Source organism: Nocardia sp. NPDC051832 (assembly GCF_040681285.1).
In the GTDB taxonomy this organism is placed as follows: Bacteria; Actinomycetota; Actinomycetes; order Mycobacteriales; family Mycobacteriaceae; genus Nocardia.
In genome coordinates this window covers 778,991-802,155 of record NZ_JBFAYL010000001.1, presented here as the reverse complement: position 1 = coordinate 802,155, position 23,165 = coordinate 778,991, and the positions used below count along the sequence as shown (strand labels likewise).

The window sequence follows — 23,165 nt, the reverse complement described above, 5'->3', positions numbered from 1 at the left end:
GCCATGTTGGTTTGGATGGCCGCCGGTGCGAGGGTGGGGCGGGTGCTGGTCAAACCGGCGACCACGGCGCGCGTCGCGATCGTGGTCGCGGTCGCCGCCGTCGCGCTCGGGGCCACCGTCGCGGTGCCCGAAATCGCTTTGGCCATAGACAATTTGCTTCCGCGCGGGCTGCACGCGGGGCTGCTCTCCGACGGTGTCGTGGTGTCGGCGTGGATCCTGTTCACGACCGCCACCGCGGTGGTCGCGGCGGCGGCCTGGCCGGTGGTGTCGCGGCGGAACCTGGGGCGGATCGCGTCCTACATCTACGCCGGCGGCGTCCTCACCGTGATCGTCGCGCTGGCCTGGTCTTATACCTTCGGCTGGGCATATGTGGTGATCGCCTGCCTGTTCATCGTCACCACCGGCGTGCGCAACCTGGACTGGACCACGCTGGGCCGTGGAATCGCCATCTATACGACCGGCACCGCGGTTGTCGCGGTGTTGTCCGCCTTCAATATTCGGCGTGCGCTCAGCGAAGCGCCCCGTCCCGCACCGGGTCTGCCCGCCTGGGGCTGGCCGGTGTGGGAAATCGCCGCGCTGCTAATAGCTTTCGGCGCGATCTGGATCGTGGTGGAGCTGTGGCTGCGTGCGCGGGTGCTGCTGCGCCAGATCCGGGAACTGCACCGCTTGATGATCGGCCGCTTCCCCGAGGTGCTCGCGCACGATCAGACCGGAACCTCCACCCAGCTCAAGGCTTCCGACCAGGTCGCCCAGATCATGGACGCGCTGTATCTGCAGTCCGGCGGCGGCGTGGAGCTGATGGCCGCGGGTAAGCCGCCCGCCTCGATCGTGGAGCGGGCCGACATGGTGGCCGAGTGGGCCCGAAACCCCTTGGGCGACATCGTGTGTGACTCGCGCTGGATCGCGCCGCCGGAGGGTATCAGCCCGCGCGGCTGGGTGCAGGCCATCGCCCGCTCCTTCGACGCCTACAGCGGCGTGGAAGCGCCGGCGCGGAACTCCGCACACGGGTAGCGATTTCATTTGCAAGTACATCTCGGCTGAGTTTGCCAGAACCGCCCAATTGGTCTGATTCGCTTCGTGGAGCGAATTCAACTCGGGCAGCAGAAAATCCGGCACGGCCAAAGGCCGAGCCGGACTCAGCTGCTACGACGCATACCCCCCTGGCCAACTGAGTTCGAAGACACATGGGTAACACGTCGGGCACCCCAAAGGAGCCCGCCTTACACACACCACCGCCGACGCCCCCGACAGCCGTCGGGCGGTGACCTTACTGGCCCCTATTCAGTTCCGTCCGGCGGGATTTCGGGCAAGCCTTCACTGGCCCGAAGCTTCTCCGCCATCGAGGTGAGGAGGTTCTGTGATTCTTCGGACAGGTCGAACGCTCTACTCGACAGCCGTCGCAGTCCATAGCCCTGCAGCTGGGACAGCAGCTCCAGATCGTGATCGATCTTGGCGGCATAGATGTCGTTGAAGAAGTAGTCCGGCTTGACCTTGAAGAACTTGGCCAGTGCAGCCACCGTTTCGTCCGACGGGTTCGTCCGTTGTCCCGACCGCAACTGCGAGAGATACGGTTTCGAGATCGGATGCCCGGAGGCTGTCAGCGCAGCCGCAACCTCCGCGTTGGTGTGCGGCTTGCGCCCCGGGGGATGCACGGTTTCGAACAGCTTGTTCAGCCGCGCCGCGAAATCAGCCATTGTGAGCCGCCCAATTCCCTTCGCTGTACTAACAGTCGTTATCTCGGATACGTATCATTGATATTAGCGGCTCAGTAACTGAAAACCTACGCCTGATTCCGGATTTCCTTGAAGCTTCTAGGTGTGCCTCGAGCGAAGTCACTGGGACCGTAGCGTTTGCGGGTCGCCCCAAGGTCTCTGGTGGAGACGTGACAAGCACCGGTTCTGGCCCGTCGCAGAGGTCTTCCGCGACGGACCAATGATAGCCGTAAGATAGCTGACGTCTCATCTACTTCTCTGTACCGCCGATTGTGTGGCGTACGACACGTTTTGACGCTTCTGGGATGAACGTTCAACAAACGGGGTGGAATCTCGTTGAGTCCTAAAGTCGCTCGATGATGGTGCCGGTGGCGAGCGCGCCGCCGCAGCACATCAAGATCATGGCGGTGCTCTTGCCGGTGCGCTCCAGCTCGTGCAAAGCCGTTGTGATCAGCCGGGATCCGGTGGAGCCGACCGGATGGCCGAGTGCGATCGCGCCGCCGTTCACGTTCACCCTATCCATGTCCGGCTTGTGCACCGACGCCCAGGACAGCACTACCGAGGCGAAGGCCTCGTTGATCTCGAACAGATCGATGTCGGACATGCTCATGCCGGACTTGTCGAGCAGCCGCTGACAGGCCTGCACCGGCCCGTCCAGGTGGAACTCGGGCTCGCTGCCGACCAGTGCCTGCGCCACGATCCGGGCGCGCGGGCGCAAACCGCGCTGCTGCGCGGCCTTTTCGTCCATGAGCAGCACGGCCGCGGCGCCGTCGGAGATCTGGGAGGAGGTGCCCGCGGTGTGGATCCCGCCCTCCAGAACCGGCTTCAACTTGGCCAGCCCCGCCCGGGTGGTGTCGCGCAGGCCCTGGTCCCGGCTGACGTCGAGGGTCTCGCCGGTCGGGTTCCCCTCCTTGTCGACCTGCGGCGCGTCCTTGATGGTGAGCACCTCGCGGTCGAAGCGGCCCTCGGCCCAGGCCTGCGCGGCCAGGCGCTGCGAGCGTTCGCCCAGTTCCTCGACGTCGTCGCGGGTGATGCCGCGGCGCTTGGCGATCCGCTCGGCGGCCTCGAACTGGTTCGGCATATCGATATCCCAGGAGGCGGGGCGGCGCGGACCGGCATGGGTTCCGACGTTGGCGCCCAGCGGGACATGGCTCATCGACTCCAGGCCGCAGGCCAGGCCCACCTCGATGGCGCCGGTGGAGATCAGGCCCGCGACCAGGCCGACGGCCTGCTGCGCCGAGCCGCACTGGTTGTCGATGGTGACCGCGCCGGCCTGCCAGGGGAGTCCGGCGTGCAGCCAGGCGGTGCGGGTGACGTTGTTGCCCTGCTCGCCGACCTGCATCACGCAGCCGCCGATGACCTGCTCGACGAGGATCGGATCCAGTTCCGCCTTGTCGAGGATCCCGCGCTGGGCGGCGCCGAGCAGTTCGGCGGCGTGCAAGCCGGCGAGCCAGCCGTTGCGCTTGCCGATCGGGGTGCGAGCTGCCTCGACGATTACGGGTGTGCCCATGTCCAAATCCTTCTTTTGCTCAGACCCTGTGTTCGGGACAGAAAACTGGAACGCGTGTTAGTCGGTCCCCTAGATCTTCTTTACTAGTAATACCCCCTGTGCTGCAATGAGTGTAGAACGTGTTTCAGTTCTCAAAGGAGACAACTGGTGGTTCACACTCGTCCTGATCTGCCCGAGGGTTTCGACGTCACCGATCCGGATATCTACGCACAGCGCGTCCCGGTCGAGGAGTACGCGGAACTGCGCAAGTCCGCGCCGGTCTGGTGGAATCCACAGCCGCCGGAAGTCGGCGGTTTCCACGACGACGGCTTCTGGGTGGTGAGCAAGCACGCCGACGTCAAGGAGGTCTCGCGGCGGAGCGAGGTCTTCTCCACCTTCGAGAACACAGCGCTGCCGCGCTTCAACGACGACATTCCGCGCGAGAACATCGACATGCAGCGACTGGTGCTGCTGAACATGGACGCGCCCGACCACACCAAACTGCGCAAGATCATTTCGCGCGGCTTCACCCCACGCGTCATCAACGGTCTGCGCGCCGAGCTGTCCGCGCGGGCCGAGGGGATCGTCAAGCGCGCTGCCGAAGAGGGCGCGGGCGACTTCGTCACCCAGATCTCGTGCGAACTTCCGCTCCAGGCCATCGCCGAACTGATCGGCGTGCCGCAGGAGGACCGGATGAAGGTCTTCCAGTGGTCCAACGAGATGACCGGCTACGACGACCCCGAATTCGCCGATGTCGATCCGATGGCCTCGTCCATGCAGATCCTCAGCTATGCCTACGAGATGGCCGAGGCGCGCAAGGCGTGTCCCGCCAACGACCTGGTCACCAAGCTGATCGAGGCCGACATCGACGGCGACTCGCTCAAGCCGGAGGAGTTCGGCTTCTTCGTGATCCTGCTGGCGGTCGCGGGCAACGAGACGACACGCAATGCCATCACGCACGGCATGATGGCATTCCTTGATCACCCCGAGCAGTGGGAGCTGTTCAAGAAGGACCGCCCGGCGACCGCCTACGACGAGATCATCCGGTGGGCCACCCCGGTCACCTCGTTCCAGCGGACCGCGCTGGAGGACACCGAGATCGGGGGAGTGCAGATCAAGAAGGGCCAGCGGGTCGTCATGCTCTACCGCTCGGCCAACTTCGACGAGGACGTCTTCGAGCAGCCGGAGCGGTTCGACATCCTGCGCAAGAACAACGACCACCTGTCCTTCGGCGGCACCGGCGCGCACTTCTGCATCGGGGCGAACCTGGCGCGGCTGGAAGTCGAGCTGATCTTCAACGCGATCGCCGATCACCTGCCGGACATCACCAAGCTCGGTGATCCGAAGCGGCTGCGGTCGGGTTGGCTGAACGGCATCAAGGAATTCCAGGTCGACTACAAGACCAAGAGTGGCGGCTGCCCGGTCGCGCACTGACCGGCCGCACCCGCACGAAGGCCCCGAACCGGCACGTCCCATGCGGTTCGGGGCCTTGGCGTGCTGAACCCGGAGGTCAGCGGTCCTTACTCGGCGGCCTTCATGGTGGCCATGGCGCGCTCGGTCTCCCAGAACGCGCGTAGCGCCGCGATCTTCCCGGCGTCGTCCACCTTGTAAGTGAAGACGCCCTCGGCATCGATCTGCTGGCCGGCGATGCGGGTGCGGATCTTGCCGGTGAAGGCGACCTCGTGACCGCAGGCGAACGAGTCGTCGAACAGGAACTCGATCGATTCGGTCTTCGCGATGGCCTTGTCCCAGAACGCCGCGATGGCCTCGGGACCCCGGTGACCTTTGCCTTCGGGGTCGAATCCGGAAGGGCCGACGGGGTCTTCGACAATCCCGTCGGCCGCGAACAGCGCGACCCAGGCGTCCTTGTCCCGGGACCGCACGGCCGCCTGCGAAGCGCGGCCCGCAATCACCGCCGGATGGTTCTCGTTCGTCATGGCTTTTCCGATCCGACAACCCACATGGAGAAGTACTGCGAGCCGCCGCCGTAGGCGTGACCCATGGCCTTGCGCGCGTCCTTGACCTGGTAATCCCCGGCCCGGCCCATGACCTGCTTGGCGGCTTCGGCGAACCGGATCAGGCCGGAGGCGCCGATCGGGTTCGAGGACAGCACGCCGCCGGACGGGTTCACCGGGATCTTGCCGCCGATCTCGGTCTCGCCCTTGTCGGTGAGCTTCCAGCCTTCGCCGGGTGCGGCGAAACCGAGGTTCTCCAGCCACATCGGCTCGAACCAGGAGAAGGGGACATAGATTTCGGCGGCGTCGATCTCTTCGATCGGGTTGGTGATGCCCGCCGCCTTCCACAGTGCGGCGGCCGCGTCCTGGCCGGCCTGCGGGTTGACCTGGTCGCGTCCGGCGAAGGTGGTCGGCTCGGTGCGCATGGCGGTGCCGTGCACCCACGCGACCTTCTTGCCTTCGGCTTCGACCACGGCGGCGGCTTCGGCGTCGCCGATGACCAGCGCGCACGCGCCGTCCGAGGACGGGCAGGTCTCGTCGAATCGGATCGGGTCCCACAGCATCTGCGAGGCCAGCACTTTGTCGACGGTGATGTCGGGCTGATGCAGATGCGCGAGCGGGTTCTTGGCGCCGTTGCGGCGGTCCTTCACCGCGACCAGTGCGCCGATATGGCTCGGGGCGCTGGACCTGCGGATATAGGAGCGCACGTGCGGCGCGAAGTAGCCGCCCGCACCCGCGCCCACCGGCATGGTGAACGGCACCGGAATAGACAACGCCCACATGGCATTCGATTCGGACTGCTTCTCCCAGGCCACCGCGAGCACCCGCTTGTGCATGCCCGCCTGCACCAGGTTGGCGGCCACGACACCGGTGGAGCCGCCGACCGAGCCGGCCGTATGCACGCGGAGCAGGGGTTTTCCGGTAGCGCCCAGGGCGTCGGCCATCATGAGCTCGGGCATCATGACGCCCTCGAACATGTCCGGCGCCTTGCCGACCACGACCGCGTCGATGTCGGCCATGGTGAGGCCGGCGTCTTCGAGCGCACGATCGATTGCCTCGCGGCACATCCCCGACATGGAGACGTCGGTTCGTTTCGTCACGTGATGGGTCTGGCCGGTGCCGAGCACCGCGGCGGGGCCGGGTGCATTCAAAGACGTCATCGGGTGCCCTCCAAAACAGTAACCAGGTTCTGCTGCAGCGCCGGGCCGCTGGTCGCGTGCGCGAGTGCACGATTAGCTGAGCCCGCCATAATCGCCCGTGCGGCGAATCCGATGCGCTCCAATCCGGCGGCGAACATCGGGTTTGCTACCAGTGCGCCACCGGAGGGGTTCACCCGAGTTCCCGGCTTCAAGCCGATCGCCTCGGCGAGGATCAGCTGCTGGTGGCTGAACGGCGCGTGCAGTTCGGCGATATCGAATCCGGTGGTGTCGCCACCGGTCACCGCCTGCGCCGCCGCCGCGGTGGAGGGGGATACGGAGAGGTCGCGGGCGCCGAGCATCGGGGTGTCGATGCGGTGCGCCATCCCGGTGATCCAGGCCGGGCGCTCGCACAGTTCCTTGGCGCGCTCGCCCACTGCCAGCACAATCGCGGCCGCACCGTCGGTGACAGGCGCGATGTCGTGCGCGCGCAGCGGATCGGCCACATACGGTGTGGCGAGCAGAGATTCGAGATCGCCGTCCGGGCCGGCGGCGACCGCGGCCATATCCCGCTCGGTCCAGCGGCCCGCGGCCAGCCCGGCCCGGGCCTGCAAGCCCGCGATGGCGTGCGAATCCGGCCACAGCGGCGTGACGGTGTACGGGTCGAGCTGCATGGTCAGCACCTGGCGCAGCGTGCCCGCCGAAGATTTGCCGAAGCCGTACACCAGTGCGGTCTGGGCCTGGCCGGACCGCAGTTTCACGAACGCCTCGTACAGCGCCCAGGCGGCGTCCATCTCGACGTGCGACTCGTTGATCGGCGGCACCGCGCCGATCGCGTCGACCGCGGAGATGAACGAAAAAGCGCGTCCGGCAAGGTAATCCGAGGAGCCCGAGCACCAGAAGTCGATGTCGGACTTGGTGATGCCGAGGTCGGCGTAGAGCTGCTGGAAGCAGGGCACCAGCATTTCGACACCGTTGGTGGTGCCGAAGGTCTCCGGTACATGCGGCGCGTGGGCGAACCCCACCACCGCGATGTCGGTGGAATTGTCAGTCAACGTACGCGGCCTCTCAGAGGTGATGCTTGTAGGTGTCGTAGTCGGCGTCGGGTTCGCCGGACGGCTCGAAGTGGTCCACGTTGGACAGGCCGAAGCCCCACTCCTCGCGCGGTTTCCACACCGCCTGCACCCGCATGCCCATGCGCACTTCGCTTGCCTCGCAACCGAGTACGAGATGCAGGACCGGGATGTCGGCGCCGTCGAGCAGGACGTAGGCGGCCACGTAGGGCGGCTTGATGCGCTGACCCAGGAACGGCACGTTGACGATGCAGAAAGTGGTGACGGTGCCGTGATCGGACAGCTCGACGTAGTCGTTGGTCGGCAGGCCGTTGGTCGGATTCGCGCCGCGCGGCGGGAAATACACCTTGTCGCCGTCGCCGGAGCGGGCGCCGAGCAGCTTGCCCTCGGCCAGGCCGCGCAGGTAGACGGTCTCCTGCGGCGAGGCGTTGTGGCTGTAATGCAGGTCGACGGGCGTGACGATCTCGGTGATCGGCTCCCGCTCGTCGCTGGAATCCGCTGGGGCGGTGGAGGTTTCGCCCGGCTCGAAGCAGGCGATGTCCTTGATGCTGCCGGTGGTTTCGGCGGCCCAGCGGGCGCGCACGCGCATGCCGGTCGAAATATCCTGCGGCGTAGCGACATCCACGGCATGCAGCAGCGCGCTGTCGGCGCCGTCGAGGCGGATCAGCGCGTAGGCGAAGGGCCGGTCGAACGGCTGGCCGGGCAGCACGTCGGCCACCCAGCTCCAGGATTCGACGGTGCCGACATCGGCCACGGTCACGAACTCCGTCAGCGGCGCGGCGGTCACCGGATCGTATTCCGGCGGCGGCACCAGCACGCGTCCGTCCGAGCCGCGCACGCCGATCACCTGATGCCCGCGCAAGCCGGTCAGGAACTTGCCGATGGTCGGTCCGACCGAGCGGGTGTAGTCGAAGTGCATCCGGAGGGGCGCACTGAGTACATCGGGCGTCGCTGTGTTCAATTCCGCCCCTTTCTCATCCGTAACTACGCCGGATGCGGTATTCCCCTGAGTCACGACATCGAGTAGAACAGGTTCTTATTCTGGTGGCAAGCATCGGGAGAGCCTAGGGTCCGATGTGAGCTCGGCCACGGCGGCCTCGGCGACGGAGAAGGAGACACCTGATGAAGTTCGGATTGCAGCTCGGGTACTGGATGGCACAGCCGCCGGCCAACGCCGGGGAGTTGGTGCAGGCCGCCGAGGCTGCCGGCTTCGACGCGGTGTTCGCCGCCGAATCGTGGGGTTCGGACGCCTTCGGGCCGCTTACCTGGTGGGGATCGCAGACCGAGCGGGTGCGCCTGGGCACGTCGGTGGTTCAGGTGTCCGCGCGTACGCCGGCCGCCACCGCGATGCACGCGCTCACCCTGGATCACCTCAGCGGCGGCCGCGCGGTGCTGGGCCTGGGCGTCTCCGGCCCGCAGGTGGTCGAAGGCTGGTACGGGCAGCCCTTCGCCAAGCCGCTGGCGCGCACCCGCGAGTACGTGGACATCATTCGCAAGGTGCTGGCGCGCGAGGCGCCGGTGACCAATGCCGGGCCGCACTACCCGCTGCCCTATACCGGGCCGGGCGCGGTCGGTCTCGGCAAGCCGCTGAAGCCGATCGTGCACCCGCTACGTGCGGATTTGCCGATCTGGCTGGGCGCGGAGGGCCCGAAGAACGTGGCGCTGACCGCCGAGATCGCGGACGGCTGGCTGGCGATCTACTTCGCTCCGCGGCTGGCGAACATGTACAACGACTGGCTCGATGAGGGCTTCGCGCGGGCTGGGGCGCGCCGCACCCGGGAGACCTTCGAGATCGCCGCGAGCTGCCAGGTGGTCATCACCGACGATCCGGCCGCCGAACTGGAGAAGATGCGCTGGATCATGTCGCTCTACATCGGCGGCATGGGTGCGCCGGAACAGAACTTCCACGCCCAGGTCTACAAGCGGATGGGCTACGAGCGCGAGGTCGACGAGATCAGCCGGCTGTTCCTGTCGGGCAAGAAGGCCGAAGCCGCGGCGGTGGTGCCGGACGAGCTGATCCTGGACACCGCGATCATCGGCCCGGTCGAGCACGTCCGCGAACAGATCAAGGTCTGGGAGGCCGCGGGCGTGACCATGATGCTGGTTTCGGCCGCCGACGCGGCGCAGGTTCGGCAGCTGGCCGAGCTCGCCTCGTGATAACCCTTGTTCATTGATAGAACACGTTCTAGATTCATTGAGGTGACGATGACCACAATCGATCCCGATACCCGCCTGCGGATGCCTGTGCACAACGGGTTCAGCCTGCTCGCTGGACTGCGGCGGCACAAGAACTCTCCGGTGGTCACGCTCGGGGACACCGTGCTCACCGGCGCGGACGTGCTCGACGCCATCAGTCAGTACGTGGCCGCGTTCGAAGCCAACGGCATCGAAACCGGCTCTCCGGTAGGCGTTCTCGCGTTGAACCGGCCCGAGGTGCTGTTCACCATCGCGGCCGGGCAGGCGCGCGGGCACCGGCGGACGGCGCTGCATCCCATCGGCGGCCTGGACGATCACGCGTATGTCCTTGCCGACGCGGGCATTACGACGCTGATCCTGGATCCGGTGCCGATGTTCGTGCAGCGCGCCCGCGACCTGGTGGACCGCGTCGAGGGGTTGACCAAGGTGCTGGTGCTCGGCCCGGTGCCGGACGAATTGTCCGATGTCGGTGTGGATTTCCTCGCCGAGGTGGCGAAGTACGAGCCCGGTCCGGTCGACGCCGTGGAGCTGCGGCCCGAGGACGTCATCTCGGTCAGCTACACCGGCGGCACCACCGGCAAGCCCAAGGGCGTGGTCGGCACGGCGCAGGCCATGGCCACCATGACCCAGATCCAGCTGTCGGAATGGGAATGGCCGAAGCGGCCGAAATTCCTTATCTGCACACCACTTTCGCATGCGGGCGCGGCGTTCTTCCTGCCCGTGGTGCTGCTCGGCGGCGAGTGCATCGTGGTCCCGCGCTTCGACGCCGGTGAGGTGCTCAAAGCGATCGAGGAGTACAAGATCAGCGCCACCATGCTGGTGCCGTCGATGATCTACGCGCTGCTCGACCATCCCGACGTGGACAAGCGGGACCTGTCCTCGCTGGAAACCGTGTACTACGGCGCGTCCTCGATCGATCCGACCCGGCTCACCCAGGCCATCGAGAAGTTCGGCCCGATCTTCGCCCAGTACTTCGGCCAGTCCGAGGCCCCGATGGCGATCAGCTACCTGGGCAAGGAGGAGCACGACAAGGAGCGGCTCACCTCGTGTGGCCGTCCCTCCGCCGCCCTGCGGGTCGCGTTGCTCGACTCCGAGGACAACGTCGTCGCCCCCGGCGAGGTCGGCGAAATCTGTGTCTCCGGACCGCTGCTGGCGGCCGGCTACCTGAATCTCCCCGAGGTGACCGCCGAAACCTTCAAGGACGGCTGGCTGCGCACCGGCGACCTGGCCCGCCAGGACGCGGACGGCTTCCTGCACATCGTCGGCCGCAGCAAGGACATGGTCGTCACCGGTGGCTTCAATGTGTTCCCGCGCGAGGTGGAAGACGTTGTCGCCGAACACGACAGCGTCCTCGGCGTGGCCGTGGTCGGCGTCCCGGACCCGCAGTGGGAAGAGGCCGTCACCGCGGTCCTCGTGCTCGACCCGGCCATCGCCGCCGACGAAGCCGCGGTGCAGAAGGTGACCACCGAAATCTCCCAGACCGTGAAGCAGCGCAAGGGCTCGGTCCAGGTGCCCAAGCACTACATCGTCGTCGACCAGCTGCCGCTCACCGGCCTCGGCAAGCCCGACAAGAAGGCCATCCGGGTCCTCGCCAACGAGCGGTTGGGTATCTCCTGACCCAGGAACCACGGGCGGCTTGGTGGTCGAGTCGCCCGTAACGAATCTGCCCCCGTCCAGAGCCAGGACGGGGGCAGATCTCGTTTCGGCGGGGCGCCTCAGGCGTCCGTGCGCAGTTCCATCGGGAGATCGAAGAGCGGGAACAGTTTTTCGGTGTCGAGGAAGAAGTTCAGGCCGGCGATGGCGTCGCCGTCGAGTTCCAGAATCGTGATCGACCACGGCATGTAGACGCCCGGTTCCTCGGTCGGCTTGTAGTGGCCGAAGGCGATGTGTCCGTTGGCGCCTTCCAAGCGGATCATCTTGGAGCCCTCGCACGCGCTGCCGGTGCCGAGCATGAACTCGGCGACGTTCTGCGGGCCCGAGATCCAGAGGTCGAACGGCGGCATCGACAGTGCCACATCGGCTTTCAGCAGCGTGGTGAGGGCGTCCATGTCGTAGGCCTCGAAGGCCGAGACGAAATTGTCGACCAGCTTGCGCTGGTTCTCGTCGGCTTCGTCGAAGTCGTCGAAATCGCTGGGCTGCACCTTGGACATGGTGGCCCGGGCCCGTTGCAGCGCGCTGTTCACCGACGCGGGGGACATGGTGAGCGCCTCGGCGGTCTCGTTGGCGGAGAACCGCAGCACCTCGCGCATGATCAGGATGGCGCGCTGGGTGGCGGGCAGGTGCTGACAGGCGGCGACGAAGGCCAGGCGCAGCGTGTCCTTGGTGGAGGCGTGCTCGGCCGGGTCCGCGCCGAAGGCCAGGGCGTTGGGGATCGGCTCGATCCAGACGTAATCCGGCTGCGGCGGCGGGAGGGTGGAATCGGGGCTGCTGGGGCCGTTGAGGTCCATCGGCCGGGCCCGGCGCTGCGGGCCGTCGAGCATGTCCAGGCAGACGTTGGTGGTGATGCGGTACAACCACGAGCGCAGGCTGGCGCGGCCCTCGAACGAGTCGTAGGACTTCCAGGCGCGGGTGAAGGTCTCCTGCACGGCATCTTCGGCTTCGAAGGAGGAACCGAGCATGCGGTACGCGTAGGCGCATAGCTCGCGCCGGTGCCCCTCGAACGACGCGAGCACGTCGGGGGTGAGGGTGGCGGATCTGGCCGAGTCGTTCATGGATGTCACGATGCCACAGCCCACCGACAAGTCACAGAGGGCAATTTGCCCGAACCGGATCGCCGCACGGGCTTTTCACCAGCGGTTTCAAGATCATTCACCGGTGTAGGTCTTTCGCTTCGCGAAGGATCCTGACAGGAGCGATGAATTTCGATTCGGACGTCCGTCCTTATTCGTGACGGCACCACCGCCCGCGAAAGGACGAAAACATGAGCAGCAAGATGATTTTCATCAACCTCCCGGTCGAGGACCTGAACCGGTCCAAGGCCTTCTACGAGGCGGTCGGCTGGAAGGTGAACGCGGATTTCACCGACGAGAACGCCGCCTGCATCGTGGTCGACGACAATATTTGCCTGATGCTGCTGACCAAGTCCTTCTTCACGACGTTCAGCCAGCGGCCCGTCGCCGACACGGTCGCCGCCACCGGCGCCGCGTACGCGCTATCGCTGGCCAGCGCGGACGAGGTCGACGTGCTGACCGACGCGGCCGTCGCCGCGGGCGCCACCGAGGAGCTGTGCCCGGACAAGCGCGCCCAGGAGGCCGAGGTCGGAATGCACGGCCGGACCTTCATCGATCCGGACGGTCACCAGTGGGAGCCGTTCTACATGGCGTATCAGGCGGCATGATCGCGTCGCCCGGCGGGAGCCAGGACCCAACTGCGGTGGGTCCAGGCGCTCGCCGGGCAGACGGTGCTACTGGCCGGTGAAGTTCGGCGTGCGCTTCTCGGCGAAGGCCTTCGGGCCCTCCTTGGCGTCGGCGGACCGGAACACCGTCATCCCGATCTTCGCTTCGATCTGGAACGCGTCCAGCTCGTGCATGCCCTCGGTTTCGCGCAGCGTGCGCAGGATTGCCTGCACTGCCAGCGGGCCGTTGTTCGAAATCTGCGCCGCCAGTTCCAGCGCCTTGTCCAGGGCGGTGCCGTCCGGCACCACATGCCCGATCAGCCCGTACTCCTTGGCTTCGGCGGCGGTGATGTGCCGTCCGGTCAGCAGGATGTCCGCGGCGACGGTGTAGGGAATCTGGCGCGCCAGCCGCACCGCCGACCCGCCGAGCGGGAACAGGCCCCAGCGCGCCTCGGAGACACCGAATTTCGCGCTCTCGGCGGCCACTCGAATGTCGGTGCCCTGCAAAATCTCCGTGCCACCCGCGATGGCCGCGCCCTCCACGGCCGCGATCAGCGGCTTGGTGAGGCGGCGGCCCTTGAGCAGCGCCGGGAGGTTGGCCGGGTCGAAACTGGATTCGTTGTCACCGGGGTGCCTGGCGCTCATCGCCTTGAGGTCCATGCCCGCGCAGAAGGTCCCGCCCGCCCCTGTAAGGATGGCCACACGGATGTCGGGATCGCTATCAACCTGATCCCAGGCGTCGCGCATGATCGCCATCATCTCCGCGGACAGGGCGTTGCGCGCCTCGGGGCGATTCATCGTGACGATGAGAACGTGATCGCGCTTTTCGACGAGGCAGTGCGGCATAGAGGTTCTCCTGACTTTTGACGCTTGCCAGGGACAGTAACACGTTCTATTTTAGGGCTGTGAGCTACAACATAGCGGACCTTGTCGAACACGCCATCGACCTCATGCCGGATCGCGTCGCGCTGGTCGACGACGCCCGCGAGGTGACTTACGCACAGCTGGAGGAGCAGGCCAATAAACTGGCCCACTACCTGCTGGAACACGGTGTCCAGCACGGTGACAAAGTGGGTCTCTACTCGAGGAACACCATCGAGGCCGTCATCGCCATGGTCGCGGTCTTCAAGGCCCGCGCGGTGTTGATCAACGTGAACTTCCGGTACGTCGAGAACGAGTTGCAATACATCTTCGACAATTCGGACATGGTCGCGCTGATTCACGAGCGTCGCTACACCGACAAAGTCGCCGCCGTCCGGTCGAACACCCCCAAGCTGGGAACCGTCATCGTCGTCGACGACGATACGACCGGAACCATCCCGACCGCAGCCGATTCAGTGGATTACGCCACAGTGCTGGCGGAGTCCTCGGGCGAGCGTGACTTCGGCGAACGCTCCGGCGACGACATCTTCATGCTCTACACCGGCGGCACCACCGGCCTGCCCAAGGGCGTGATGTGGCGCCAGGAGGACTGGTGGCGGGTGCTCGGCGGCGGCATCAACTTCGTCACCGGCGATCGCATCGAGGACGAATGGCAGCAGGCCAAGACCGGCGCCGGCAACGCGCAGATGGTGCGCTACCCGATTCCGCCGCTGATCCACGGCGGCTCGCAGTGCGCGGTGTTCCACACGCTCTTCGACGGCGGCAAGGCGATCCTGCTGCCGGAGTTCAGCGGGCACGGCGTGTGGCAGGCCATCGACCAGCACACGGTGAATTTAATCTTCATCACCGGTGACGCGATGGCCCGCCCGATGCTGGACGCACTCAAGGAGGGCAACCCGAAAACCGGTGAGCCCTACAAGCATTCGACCCTGTGGGCGATGGCCTCCAGCGCGGCGCTCTTCTCGCCGACGCTCAAGGACCAGTTCATGGAAGAACTTCCGAACACCATGATCACCGACTCGATCGGCTCCTCGGAGACCGGTTTCGGCGGTCTGGCCGTGGTCACCAAGGGTCAGACCCACACCGGCGGCCCGCGGGTGAAGATCGACGCCTCCACCGAGGTGCTCAACGACGAGGGCTACCCGGTCGAGCCGGGTTCGGGCCAGATCGGTTTCATCGCGCGCAAGGGCCACATCCCGATCGGCTACTACGGCGACGAAGCCAAGACCAAGGCGACGTTCAAGGAGTTCCACGGGGTGCGCTACTCCATCCCCGGCGATTTCGCCCGGGTCGAGGAGGACGGCACCGTCACCATGCTGGGCCGCGGTTCGGTCAGCATCAACAGCGGTGGCGAGAAGATCTACCCCGAAGAGGTCGAGGGCGCGCTGAAGATGCACCCGGAGGTCTTCGACGCGCTCGTCGTCGGCGTGCCGGATGAGCGCTGGGGTCAGCGGGTTACGGCCGTCGTGCAGTGCCGCGGCGACAAGCGCCCGACGCTGGAGGACCTGCGCCCGATCCTGACCAAGGAGATCTCGGCCTACAAGCTGCCGCGCAGCCTGTGGTTCGTCGACGAGATCAAGCGGTCCCCGGCGGGCAAGCCGGACTACCGCTGGGCCAAGGAGCAGACCGAGCTGCGCCCGGCCGACGAGCACGCCGAAGCCAGCAGCAAGTAAGTTCGGCTAAGGACCACCGGGCAAGGGCTGTCACCTGGGTGGCGGCCCTTGCCCCTTTTCCCTGCCCGGAACTGGAGATCGACATGGACAAGTTGCCGCCGCTGGCCTTCTTCGAGGCCACTCCGGACGGTTTCGAACCGTTGCCGTTCGCGCAGAGTGCCTGGTCGCCCACCATGATCAACGGCCCGGCCGTCTGCGGCCTGCTGGCCCGGGAACTGGAGAACCAGTTCTGCCCGGCGGGCTTCCTGCCGTCCCGGCTGACGGTCGACATGTTCCGGGCGCCGCAGAAGAAGCGCACCACCGTGCTGACCAAGGTGGTGCGCGAAGGCAACCGGATCGTGGTGGCCGACGCGGTCTTGCAGCAGGACGGGCAGGACATGGCGCGCGCGACCGCGATCTTCCTGAAGCAGTCCGAGCAGCCGCCGGGGGAGCGCTGGACGCGCGCTGAGGCGCCGCAGCCGCCGGACGTGCCACCCGCCGACGGCCCGACCGTCCCGTGGTGGAACAGCAGCGACAGCGCCGAAGGCTGGACCAATCGCATCCGGGACCATCAGAACGACGGCCACAAGAAGATGTGGCAGACACCGATTTCCGCGGTCCTCGGCGAGGCGCCGTCCTCGTTCGTCGGTGCGGCCATCATCGGTGAGTCGACCAGCCTGCTCACGAACTGGGGCACCGAGGGCGTCGGATTCATCAACGCCGACCTGACCATCGCGCTGGCCCGGCCGGCCGAGGGCCTGGAGATCGGCCTGGAGGCCGACAACCACATCAGCGTGGACGGCGTGGCCGTGGGCAGTGCGACGCTGTTCGATCGGCAGGGGGCTTTCGGCACCTGTGTGGTGACGGCGTTGGCGAACGCGCAGCGGGCGGTCAACTTCGGCAAGGGGTACCGGCACCCCGCGGAAATCGCCGCGCAGTAGGCGACAGCTCTTCGGCCCGCAGGCGACAGCGCTACGGCCCGCAGGACATTGTCCTGCGGGCCGTATTGTGTTGGGGGAGTGGGTCAGCGGGTTTGAAGCTCGGCAATGCGGAACGCCAGCTTGGTGCGAACCGCGGGGATGCGGGTGGCCAGCGACATCACGGTGTTGCGGAGCAGGCGGGCCGGGCGGGGGCGCAGGGTCGCCATGCGGGTCATCCGGTCGGTGAATGCGACGACTCCCAATGCGACTGGGCGGCGGGTGGTTTCGTAGGTGTCGAGCAGTGCCGCCGGTTCACCCTTGACCACCCGGGCGACCAGCGGCCCGAGGAAAGCGGCGTCTTGGATGCCGGTGTTCATGCCCTGGCCGCCGGCTGGGCTGTGCACGTGTGCCGCATCGCCGGCCAGTAGGATCCGGCCCGAACGGTACCGATCGGCGACCCGATGGTGCACCCGGAAACGCGAGCTCCACAGCACCTCGGTGACTTTCACGTCCCCGCCGGGGCCGCGCTTGTCGAGGATCGCCTGGATGTCCTCGGCCGTCGGGTGCTCGGGGGCCTGGTCCAGGGTGGCGACGACGCGGTAGCGGTTCGGTTCGTCGTGGTCGGGCAGCGGGGCCACCACGGTCACGCCTTCGGGTGAAAGGTGCAGCGCCACTTCGCTCCTGGCGATCGGCCAGGTCATCCGGACGTCGGCCAGGACGAACGATTCCGGGTAGCTGTCGCCGGTGAAGCCGATGCGCGCTTGGTCGCGGACGACGCTGTGCATGCCGTCGGTACCGATCACGTAGTCGGCCCGGATGCTTCCGGCTACACCGGCCGCGTCGGTGTATTCGACTGTGACGCTGTCCTTCCCGTCGACTACGCGGGTCACCTGGTAGGGGCGGTGCACCTGCCCGCCTGCCTTGTGCAGCCGGTCCAGCAGCACTTCCTCGGTGGTGTCCTGCGGAACCATCAGTGTGTAGGGGTATTCGGTGGGGAGTCCGCCGAACTCGATCTTCGCCAGGGTGCGTGCGCCGTCGTACACCCGGAAGGTCGGCACCACGATCCCGCGCCCGATCAGATCCTCCGCGAGCCCGAGCTCCTCGAGCACCTCCAGGGTCCGGGCGTGCACCACGGCGGCGCGAGAAGTGTTGGCGCCCTCCGCCTGTCGATCCAGCAGCAGGAAGTCGACGCCGGCGTCGGCGAGGGTGATCGCCGCGGTGAGGCCGGCCGGACCGGCGCCCACGATGACGACGGTGGTGGTCTCGGGGAGCGGGGTGGTGTTCATGGCGAACTCCTAAGTCAACATCTGTTTGCCAACGCTTGTTGACTTCAACTGTAAGTAGACCGCCTGGAAAAGTCAACAGATGTTGGCCTACAATCGTTGACATGACCGTCGAGCCTGATCAGACCCCTGCGCGCCGCTCGGACGCGACCCGCGCGAAGATCCTGGACGCCGCCCGCGCGCGCTTTGCCGCCGAGGGCTTTCGCAAGGCCACCGTGCGTGCGATCGCCGCCGACGCGGACATCGACCCATCCATGGTCATGCGCTACTTCGGCAGCAAAGACGGCCTTTTCGCCGCCGCCGTCGACATCTACCTGGAGCTGCCGGACCTGTCTGCTGCGGATCCGGAAGCCCTGGGCGACTTGCTGATTCGCCGCTTCCTGGCGATCTGGGAAGAACCCCCGGGCAATGAGGTCATGCTCACCCTGCTGCGCACCGCCATCACCGACGACGCCCTCGCCGATCGCGCCCGCGCCGTCTTCGCCGAGCAAGTGCTGCCCGCAGTCCTCCGATATGGCGATCCCGCCGACGCCCCCCGGCGCAGCGGGCTCATCGCCAGCCAGCTCCTCGGGTTGGCGCTCTGCCGCTACATCCTGCGGTTACCGCCCGTTGTCGCGATGACTCCCGATCAGATCGTTGTCGACGTCGCGCCCACCCTGCAGAACTACCTGACCTCGCAGCCCGGCTAGCGCGGCGGGGGAGTGTTTCGCCGTGCTCGGAGCGGCGAGGGTGATGCTCAGGATGGCTGGGCCGCTGCTGAGTCGACGGGATCGGCAACGCCGGAAAGGCTTTCGCTGGATTGAGCGAGGAGCCGGCGGAGGACGGCGAGGCCGTCGGGGCCGAGGGCATGGCTGAGCTGCTCTTCGATTGCCCGGATGTGCTGGGCGGCGGTGCGCAGGGCCTTGTGGCCGGAGTGGGTGAGGGCCACCAGGCGACCGCGGCGGTCGGCTGGATCGACGCGCCGTTCAACGTATCCGTAGCGCTCCAGGTGCGTGATCAATTCACCCATCGACTGCTGGGTCATGCCCGCGGCCTCGGCCAGGGCGCTGATGCGGGAACCGGCGGGGTCGAGATATCGGAAGACCGCGTAGTGGGCGGGGCGCAGGTTGTCGCCCAGGTCCGCGCGCAATCGGCTGTTCAGCTCGTGCTCGAAGCTGCGGCTGGTCTGAACGAGAAGCTTCAACAGGGTGGGTGGGGGTTCGGCGGCCATTGACACGATAGGAAGGTTACCTTCATATTGGAGTCATGGATAGCCCGAGTCTCACCTTCCGCAATGGCCACCGCGTCACCTTCGTCGAGGAGGGCTCGGACGAGCACGGTCGCTACCTCCGGCTCGAGCACCTGCTCCCGGCGGCCGGGCGGCAAGCCGGGCCGCATTGGCACCCGGTGCTCGCCGAGCGATGGTCGGTGCGGCGCGGCCGGCTGCGCTTTCGGATCGGTGGGGCGGAAGTGACAGCGGGGCAGGGTGATTCAGCTGCCGCCCCGGCCGGGGTGGTGCACGAGTTCTGGAGCGAGGAACCGGGCACGATCATCGATCACGAGATCCGGCCGCCGCTGCGGCACTGGGAGATGTTCCGGCTGTGGCAGGCGCTGGACGCCGCCGGGAAGACCACCAAGGGTGGCGTGCCGCGCAACCCGCTCGCGCTGGCCCTCCTGTGGGATTACCAAGACGGCTACCTGGGCGGCATCCCGGCCGGATTGCAGCGGGCAATCTTCGGCAGCCTCGCCCAGCTCGCCCGGCGCCTCGGGTACGAACGCCGGTGGCTGCCCGCTGTCGGTTCACCGCTGTGATCGCGTACGAACGCCGCTAACTGCCTGCTGTCAAGGCGGGTGCGGCAGTCGAACGGCCCGGCGGTGAAAACCGCCGGGCCGCTTCGTGTTCGCGGGATCAGGCCGGGTTGGCCAGGGCCGCGCCGATGGCGCGCAGGTGATCGGTGCCGGCGCCGAGTGCGAATTCGTTGTGCTTGGCCGCGGTGAAGTAGTTGTGCACGATGTGGTCGCGGTCGATGCCGACGCCGCCGTGCACGTGCACGACGGTGTGCGCGACCCGGTGGCCGGCGTCGGCGGCCCAGAACTTGGCGGTGTGCACCGCTTCGCTGCTGGGCAGGCCTTCGGACAGCCGCCAGGCGGCCTGGGTGACCGCCAGGCGCAGGCCCTGGATGTCGATGTAGGCGTCGGCGAGGCGCTGAGCGACGGCCTGGAAGGCGCCGATCGGCTTGCCGAACTGTTCGCGCTCGCGCGCGTAGTCGGCGACCAGTTCCAGCGACTTCTCCAGGGTGCCGAGCTGCTGGGCGGACAGGCCGATCCAGGCCCGGGTGAGCACCCAGTCCAGGATCTCCGCGCCGGCTTCCACCGTGCCGACCAATTCGGCCGGGGTGTCGTGCAATTCGACCTCGAACTCGGCGCTGAAGTCGACCACCCGCTGCGCGGTCAGCGTGACCGAGGCCTCGGACGGATCGACCAGGAACAGTGCCGGAGCGCCGGAGACGGTGGCGGGCACCAGGATTCGGGCGGCCCGATCGGCGTAGGGCACGGTGGTCTTGTTGCCGACCAGCCGCCACCCGCCGTCCGCCTCGCGCGCGACGGTGGTGGGCTTGGCCGGCTCCCAGTTGTGTTCCTCGGCGAGCGCGGCGGTCAGGATGACCTCGCCCGTCGCGGCCTTGCTCGCCCATTCCCGCTGTGCGGCGGAGCCGTACGCGGCGAGCGCGCCTGCGCCGACCACGATCGAGGACAGATACGGCACGGCCGCCACGGCCTTGCCGAGTTCGCGCAGCACCGCGGTCTGCTCCAGGATGCCGAAGTCGCCGCCGCCCAGGGCTTCCGGCAGCGCGGCGGCCAGGACACCGGTCTCGGCCAGGGAGTTCCACAGCGGCTCGTCGTAACGGCCTTCGGCGTCGAGTGCGCGCAGCCGGTCGGCGGTGACCAGCTTGCCGCACACCTCGGCGGTCAGCCCGGCCAGGTCGTTCTGGGCTTCGGTGGGAGTGAAATCCATTGGTATTCCCCTGTTCTCAGCGCGCGGAGGCCGGCTGGCGCAGCGCGGTCATGGCGATGATGTCGCGCTGGACTTCGTTGGTGCCGCCGCCGAAGGTCAGGATCAGCGCGGCCCGGTGGAAGCGCTCCAGCCGGCCGCGCAGCTCGGCGCCGGGGGATTCCTGGCGCAGGTAGGCCTGCGGGCCGAGGATTTCCATGAGCAGCCGGTAGGCCTCGGTCGCGAGTTCGGTGCCGTAGACCTTGCAGGTGGAGGCGTCCCACATCTTCGGCGCGGCCTCGCCGCCGTGGTCGGCGCCGCTGGCGACCTGCCAGTTCAGCAGCTTCAGGTACTCCACCTTGGCGTAGACCTTGGCCAGGTTGATCTGCACCCATTCCTGGTCGATCACGCGATCGCCGTTGGCGGCCTTGGTGTCCCGCGCCCACTCGATGGTCTGGTTCAGCGCGACCAGCAGCGGTCCGGCCGAGGTCAGCGCGACCCGCTCGTGGTTGAGCTGATTGGTGACCAGCGACCAGCCGCCGTGCTCCGGGCCGACCAGCGAGCTCACCGGGACCCGCACGTCCTGGTAGTAGGTGGCGCTGGTGTCGGGGCCGGCCATGGTGTGCACCGGCGTCCAGGAGAAGCCCTCGGCGGTGGTCGGCACGATGAGCATGCTGATGCCCTTGTGCTTCTTCGCGGTGGGATCGGTGCGCACGGCCAGCCACACGTAGTCGGCGTAGGCGATGAGGCTGGTCCACATCTTCTGGCCGTTGATGACGTAGTCGTCGCCGTCGCGCACCGCGGAGGTGCGCAGGCTGGCCAGGTCGGTGCCCGAGCCGGGCTCGGAATAGCCGATGGCGAAATGCAATTCGCCCGCGGCGATCTTGGGCAGGAAGAACTTCTTCTGCTCCTCGGTGCCGTAGTGCATGATCGTCGGCGCGACGGAGTTGATGGTCAGGAACGGCACCGGAGCGCCCGCGATGGCGGCTTCGTCGGTGAAGATCAACTGATCCATGGTGGTGCGGTCCTGGCCGCCGTATTCTTTGGGCCAGGCCATGGTGAGCCAGCCGTCCTTGCCCATCTGCTGGACGACCTCGCGGTAGACGTTGCCCTCGCCGTACTCACCGGTGGTGGAGCTCAGCGCCGCGCGGCGCTCCGGTGTGATCAGCCGCGCGAAGTAGTCGCGCAGTTCGGCGCGAAGCTCCTCCTGCTGCTGCGTGTACGCAATGCGCATGGCAGTACCTCAGCCTTCGTTCGAATCAAGTAAGACCGATGATTGCATATGAGTTGAAACATGTTCCAGTATTGAGTGCGGATCCGATCGATGGCGGCACAGCCCGCCGCCATGGCTTGTACGCTCGGACAAAGCTCGAACGAAGGAGTGACCATGAAGGTCGAAGTCGATCTCGATCAGTGCGAGGCGAACGGAATCTGTGTCGGATTCGCCCCCGACGTGTTCGATCTCGATGACGAGGACCAGCTGCACATCTTGGTGGACGACGTCGCGCCGGACCGGCTCGAGGATGTCAAAGACGCCGTCGCTCAATGCCCGAAGGCGGCGCTGAAGCTCATTTGATCGATGCTTGCTCCGGAGTAGAACACGTTCTAGAGTCGGCCCGGTGAGTGAACTGAACTTGGCGGGCAAGGTTGCGATCGTCACCGGCTCCGGTGCCGGACTGGGTAAGGCCGAGGCGCTCGCCTTGGCCGCCGCGGGCGCCGCGGTGGTGGTCAACGATCTCGCCGAAAGCGACGCGGTCGCGGAAACCCTCGCCGAAATCCGCGCGCTCGGCGCGAAGGCGGAATTCGTCGCGGGCAGCATCGCCGAGCGCAGCACCGCCGACGCGCTGCTGCGCACCGCGCAGGAGTCCTTCGGCAGCGTCGACATCGTGGTCAACAACGCGGGCATCACCCGCGACAAAATGCTGTTCAACATGTCCGACGAGGAGTTCGACGCGGTCGTCGCCGTGCACCTGCGCGGGCACTTCCTGCTGACCCGCAATGCCGCGGCCTACTGGCGCGCCAAGTCCAAGGAAGCGGGCGCTCCGGTGTACGGCCGCCTGATCAACACCTCCTCGGAAGCGGGTCTGCTGGGCCCGGCGGGCCAGGCCAACTACGGCGCCGCCAAGGCCGGTATCACCGCGCTGACGCTGACGGCCGCGCGGGCGCTCGCGCAATACGGCGTGCGCGCCAACGCGATCGCGCCGCGCGCTCGCACCGCGATGACCGAGGCCGTCTTCACCGACGCGCCGGAAGGCTCGGTGGATCCGCTCTCGCCCGATCATGTCGCTCGTTTGGTCGCGTTCCTCGCCTCGCCCGCGGCGGAGCAGGTCAGCGGTCAGTTGTTCGTGGTCTACGGACCGATGGTGGCGCTGATGGCGGCCCCGGTGGTGGAACAGCGCTTCGACGCGAGCGGCGATCAGTGGACGGCGGGCGACCTCGCGGCGACCCTCGGCGGCTACTTCGCCGAGCGTTCCGCCGACCAAACTTTCTCCGCGGGGCCCGCGCTGCGCGAGTTGGGCTGACGCGCAAATCAGCGGCCTGACCAGGGTTGCTGATGGTTGGCAA

23 protein-coding genes are annotated in these 23,165 nt (G+C 67.0%); 11 read left to right on the top strand and 12 right to left on the bottom strand.

Features of this window, described 5'->3' with window-relative positions:
• The first annotated feature begins 3 nt into the window (after positions 1 to 3).
• Positions 4 to 1,011: a hypothetical protein gene (locus AB0M14_RS03340; RefSeq protein WP_364988224.1), complete on the top strand. Its 1,008-nt coding sequence runs from the start codon at positions 4 to 6 to the stop codon at positions 1,009 to 1,011.
• Positions 1,012 to 1,277: 266 nt separating this feature from the next.
• Here the strand turns inward: AB0M14_RS03340 and AB0M14_RS03335 are convergent, their stop codons facing one another.
• Entirely contained in the window at positions 1,278 to 1,694 is a 417-nt protein-coding gene (locus tag AB0M14_RS03335; protein ID WP_011207048.1) for a helix-turn-helix domain-containing protein, read from the bottom strand.
• A gap of 361 nt (positions 1,695 to 2,055) precedes the next feature.
• Positions 2,056 to 3,222, bottom strand: a complete 1,167-nt coding sequence (locus AB0M14_RS03330) for a steroid 3-ketoacyl-CoA thiolase (RefSeq protein ID WP_364988221.1) — start codon at positions 3,220 to 3,222, stop codon at positions 2,056 to 2,058.
• A gap of 147 nt (positions 3,223 to 3,369) precedes the next feature.
• Here AB0M14_RS03330 and AB0M14_RS03325 point away from each other — a divergent pair, with 147 nt between their 5' ends.
• The gene (locus AB0M14_RS03325) at positions 3,370 to 4,635 is read left to right on the top strand and encodes a cytochrome P450 (RefSeq protein WP_364988217.1); all 1,266 of its coding nucleotides are present in this window, start codon (positions 3,370 to 3,372) and stop codon (positions 4,633 to 4,635) included.
• 86 nt (positions 4,636 to 4,721) lie between these two features.
• On the opposite strand, the gene AB0M14_RS03320 is transcribed toward AB0M14_RS03325, so the two are convergent.
• The 4 genes from AB0M14_RS03320 to AB0M14_RS03305 are packed head-to-tail and all read right to left on the bottom strand — an operon-like array spanning position 4,722 to position 8,284.
• Complete coding sequence (locus AB0M14_RS03320; protein WP_364988214.1) at positions 4,722 to 5,138, bottom strand: nuclear transport factor 2 family protein; 417 nt, start codon at positions 5,136 to 5,138, stop codon at positions 4,722 to 4,724.
• Positions 5,135 to 6,316, bottom strand: coding sequence for a thiolase domain-containing protein (locus AB0M14_RS03315; protein WP_364988211.1), 1,182 nt, complete (start codon positions 6,314 to 6,316; stop codon positions 5,135 to 5,137). The genes AB0M14_RS03320 and AB0M14_RS03315 overlap by 4 nt, the downstream gene beginning before the upstream one ends.
• Positions 6,313 to 7,347 (bottom strand): thiolase domain-containing protein, encoded by a 1,035-nt coding sequence (locus AB0M14_RS03310; RefSeq protein ID WP_364988209.1) that lies wholly within the window; start codon positions 7,345 to 7,347, stop codon positions 6,313 to 6,315. The genes AB0M14_RS03315 and AB0M14_RS03310 overlap by 4 nt, the downstream gene beginning before the upstream one ends.
• A 13-nt stretch (positions 7,348 to 7,360) precedes the next feature.
• Positions 7,361 to 8,284, bottom strand: a complete 924-nt coding sequence (locus AB0M14_RS03305; protein ID WP_364991264.1) for an OB-fold domain-containing protein — start codon at positions 8,282 to 8,284, stop codon at positions 7,361 to 7,363.
• A 203-nt stretch (positions 8,285 to 8,487) separates the two neighbouring features.
• On the opposite strand from AB0M14_RS03305, the gene AB0M14_RS03300 reads away from it, so the two are divergent.
• Together AB0M14_RS03300 and fadD8 are read left to right on the top strand one after the other, a co-directional pair.
• Positions 8,488 to 9,522: an LLM class F420-dependent oxidoreductase gene (locus tag AB0M14_RS03300; protein ID WP_364988205.1), complete on the top strand. Its 1,035-nt coding sequence runs from the start codon at positions 8,488 to 8,490 to the stop codon at positions 9,520 to 9,522.
• Between the two features lie 48 nt (positions 9,523 to 9,570).
• On the top strand, positions 9,571 to 11,178 hold the full coding sequence (gene fadD8 / locus AB0M14_RS03295; RefSeq protein WP_364991261.1) for a fatty-acid--CoA ligase FadD8: 1,608 nt from the start codon (positions 9,571 to 9,573) through the stop codon (positions 11,176 to 11,178).
• A 98-nt stretch (positions 11,179 to 11,276) separates the two neighbouring features.
• Here fadD8 and AB0M14_RS03290 read toward each other — a convergent pair whose 3' ends face one another.
• Positions 11,277 to 12,272 carry a sigma-70 family RNA polymerase sigma factor gene (locus AB0M14_RS03290; protein WP_364988200.1) on the bottom strand — a complete coding sequence of 332 codons (996 nt, stop codon included), beginning with the start codon at positions 12,270 to 12,272 and terminating at the stop codon, positions 11,277 to 11,279.
• Between the two features lie 209 nt (positions 12,273 to 12,481).
• Between AB0M14_RS03290 and AB0M14_RS03285 the strand changes: the two genes are divergently transcribed.
• Complete coding sequence (locus AB0M14_RS03285) at positions 12,482 to 12,898, top strand: VOC family protein (RefSeq protein ID WP_364988196.1); 417 nt, start codon at positions 12,482 to 12,484, stop codon at positions 12,896 to 12,898.
• 66 nt (positions 12,899 to 12,964) lie between these two features.
• Here the strand turns inward: AB0M14_RS03285 and AB0M14_RS03280 are convergent, their stop codons facing one another.
• Positions 12,965 to 13,741 (bottom strand): crotonase/enoyl-CoA hydratase family protein, encoded by a 777-nt coding sequence (locus tag AB0M14_RS03280; RefSeq protein ID WP_364988192.1) that lies wholly within the window; start codon positions 13,739 to 13,741, stop codon positions 12,965 to 12,967.
• 59 nt (positions 13,742 to 13,800) lie between these two features.
• Here AB0M14_RS03280 and AB0M14_RS03275 point away from each other — a divergent pair, with 59 nt between their 5' ends.
• Complete coding sequence (locus tag AB0M14_RS03275; protein ID WP_364988188.1) at positions 13,801 to 15,450, top strand: acyl-CoA synthetase; 1,650 nt, start codon at positions 13,801 to 13,803, stop codon at positions 15,448 to 15,450.
• 83 nt (positions 15,451 to 15,533) lie between these two features.
• Positions 15,534 to 16,370, top strand: coding sequence for an acyl-CoA thioesterase domain-containing protein (locus AB0M14_RS03270; RefSeq protein ID WP_364988185.1), 837 nt, complete (start codon positions 15,534 to 15,536; stop codon positions 16,368 to 16,370).
• Between the two features lie 83 nt (positions 16,371 to 16,453).
• On the opposite strand, the gene AB0M14_RS03265 is transcribed toward AB0M14_RS03270, so the two are convergent.
• A complete protein-coding gene (locus AB0M14_RS03265; RefSeq protein ID WP_364988182.1) occupies positions 16,454 to 17,635 on the bottom strand; it encodes an FAD-dependent monooxygenase in 1,182 nt (393 codons plus the stop codon).
• A gap of 101 nt (positions 17,636 to 17,736) precedes the next feature.
• On the opposite strand from AB0M14_RS03265, the gene AB0M14_RS03260 reads away from it, so the two are divergent.
• Complete coding sequence (locus AB0M14_RS03260; RefSeq protein WP_364988179.1) at positions 17,737 to 18,321, top strand: TetR family transcriptional regulator; 585 nt, start codon at positions 17,737 to 17,739, stop codon at positions 18,319 to 18,321.
• Between the two features lie 47 nt (positions 18,322 to 18,368).
• Here the strand turns inward: AB0M14_RS03260 and AB0M14_RS03255 are convergent, their stop codons facing one another.
• On the bottom strand, positions 18,369 to 18,842 hold the full coding sequence (locus AB0M14_RS03255) for a MarR family winged helix-turn-helix transcriptional regulator (RefSeq protein WP_364991258.1): 474 nt from the start codon (positions 18,840 to 18,842) through the stop codon (positions 18,369 to 18,371).
• Positions 18,843 to 18,877: 35 nt separating this feature from the next.
• Between AB0M14_RS03255 and AB0M14_RS03250 the strand changes: the two genes are divergently transcribed.
• Positions 18,878 to 19,423 carry a cupin domain-containing protein gene (locus AB0M14_RS03250; RefSeq protein WP_364988176.1) on the top strand — a complete coding sequence of 182 codons (546 nt, stop codon included), beginning with the start codon at positions 18,878 to 18,880 and terminating at the stop codon, positions 19,421 to 19,423.
• 97 nt (positions 19,424 to 19,520) lie between these two features.
• Here the strand turns inward: AB0M14_RS03250 and AB0M14_RS03245 are convergent, their stop codons facing one another.
• Entirely contained in the window at positions 19,521 to 20,624 is a 1,104-nt protein-coding gene (locus AB0M14_RS03245; RefSeq protein ID WP_364988172.1) for an acyl-CoA dehydrogenase family protein, read from the bottom strand.
• A 16-nt stretch (positions 20,625 to 20,640) separates the two neighbouring features.
• Complete coding sequence (locus tag AB0M14_RS03240; RefSeq protein ID WP_364988167.1) at positions 20,641 to 21,834, bottom strand: acyl-CoA dehydrogenase family protein; 1,194 nt, start codon at positions 21,832 to 21,834, stop codon at positions 20,641 to 20,643.
• Between the two features lie 153 nt (positions 21,835 to 21,987).
• Here AB0M14_RS03240 and AB0M14_RS03235 point away from each other — a divergent pair, with 153 nt between their 5' ends.
• Together AB0M14_RS03235 and AB0M14_RS03230 are read left to right on the top strand one after the other, a co-directional pair.
• Positions 21,988 to 22,176 (top strand): ferredoxin, encoded by a 189-nt coding sequence (locus tag AB0M14_RS03235; RefSeq protein ID WP_364988159.1) that lies wholly within the window; start codon positions 21,988 to 21,990, stop codon positions 22,174 to 22,176.
• Between the two features lie 43 nt (positions 22,177 to 22,219).
• A complete protein-coding gene (locus AB0M14_RS03230; RefSeq protein ID WP_364988156.1) occupies positions 22,220 to 23,122 on the top strand; it encodes a 3-oxoacyl-ACP reductase in 903 nt (300 codons plus the stop codon).
• Positions 23,123 to 23,165 lie beyond the last annotated feature (43 nt).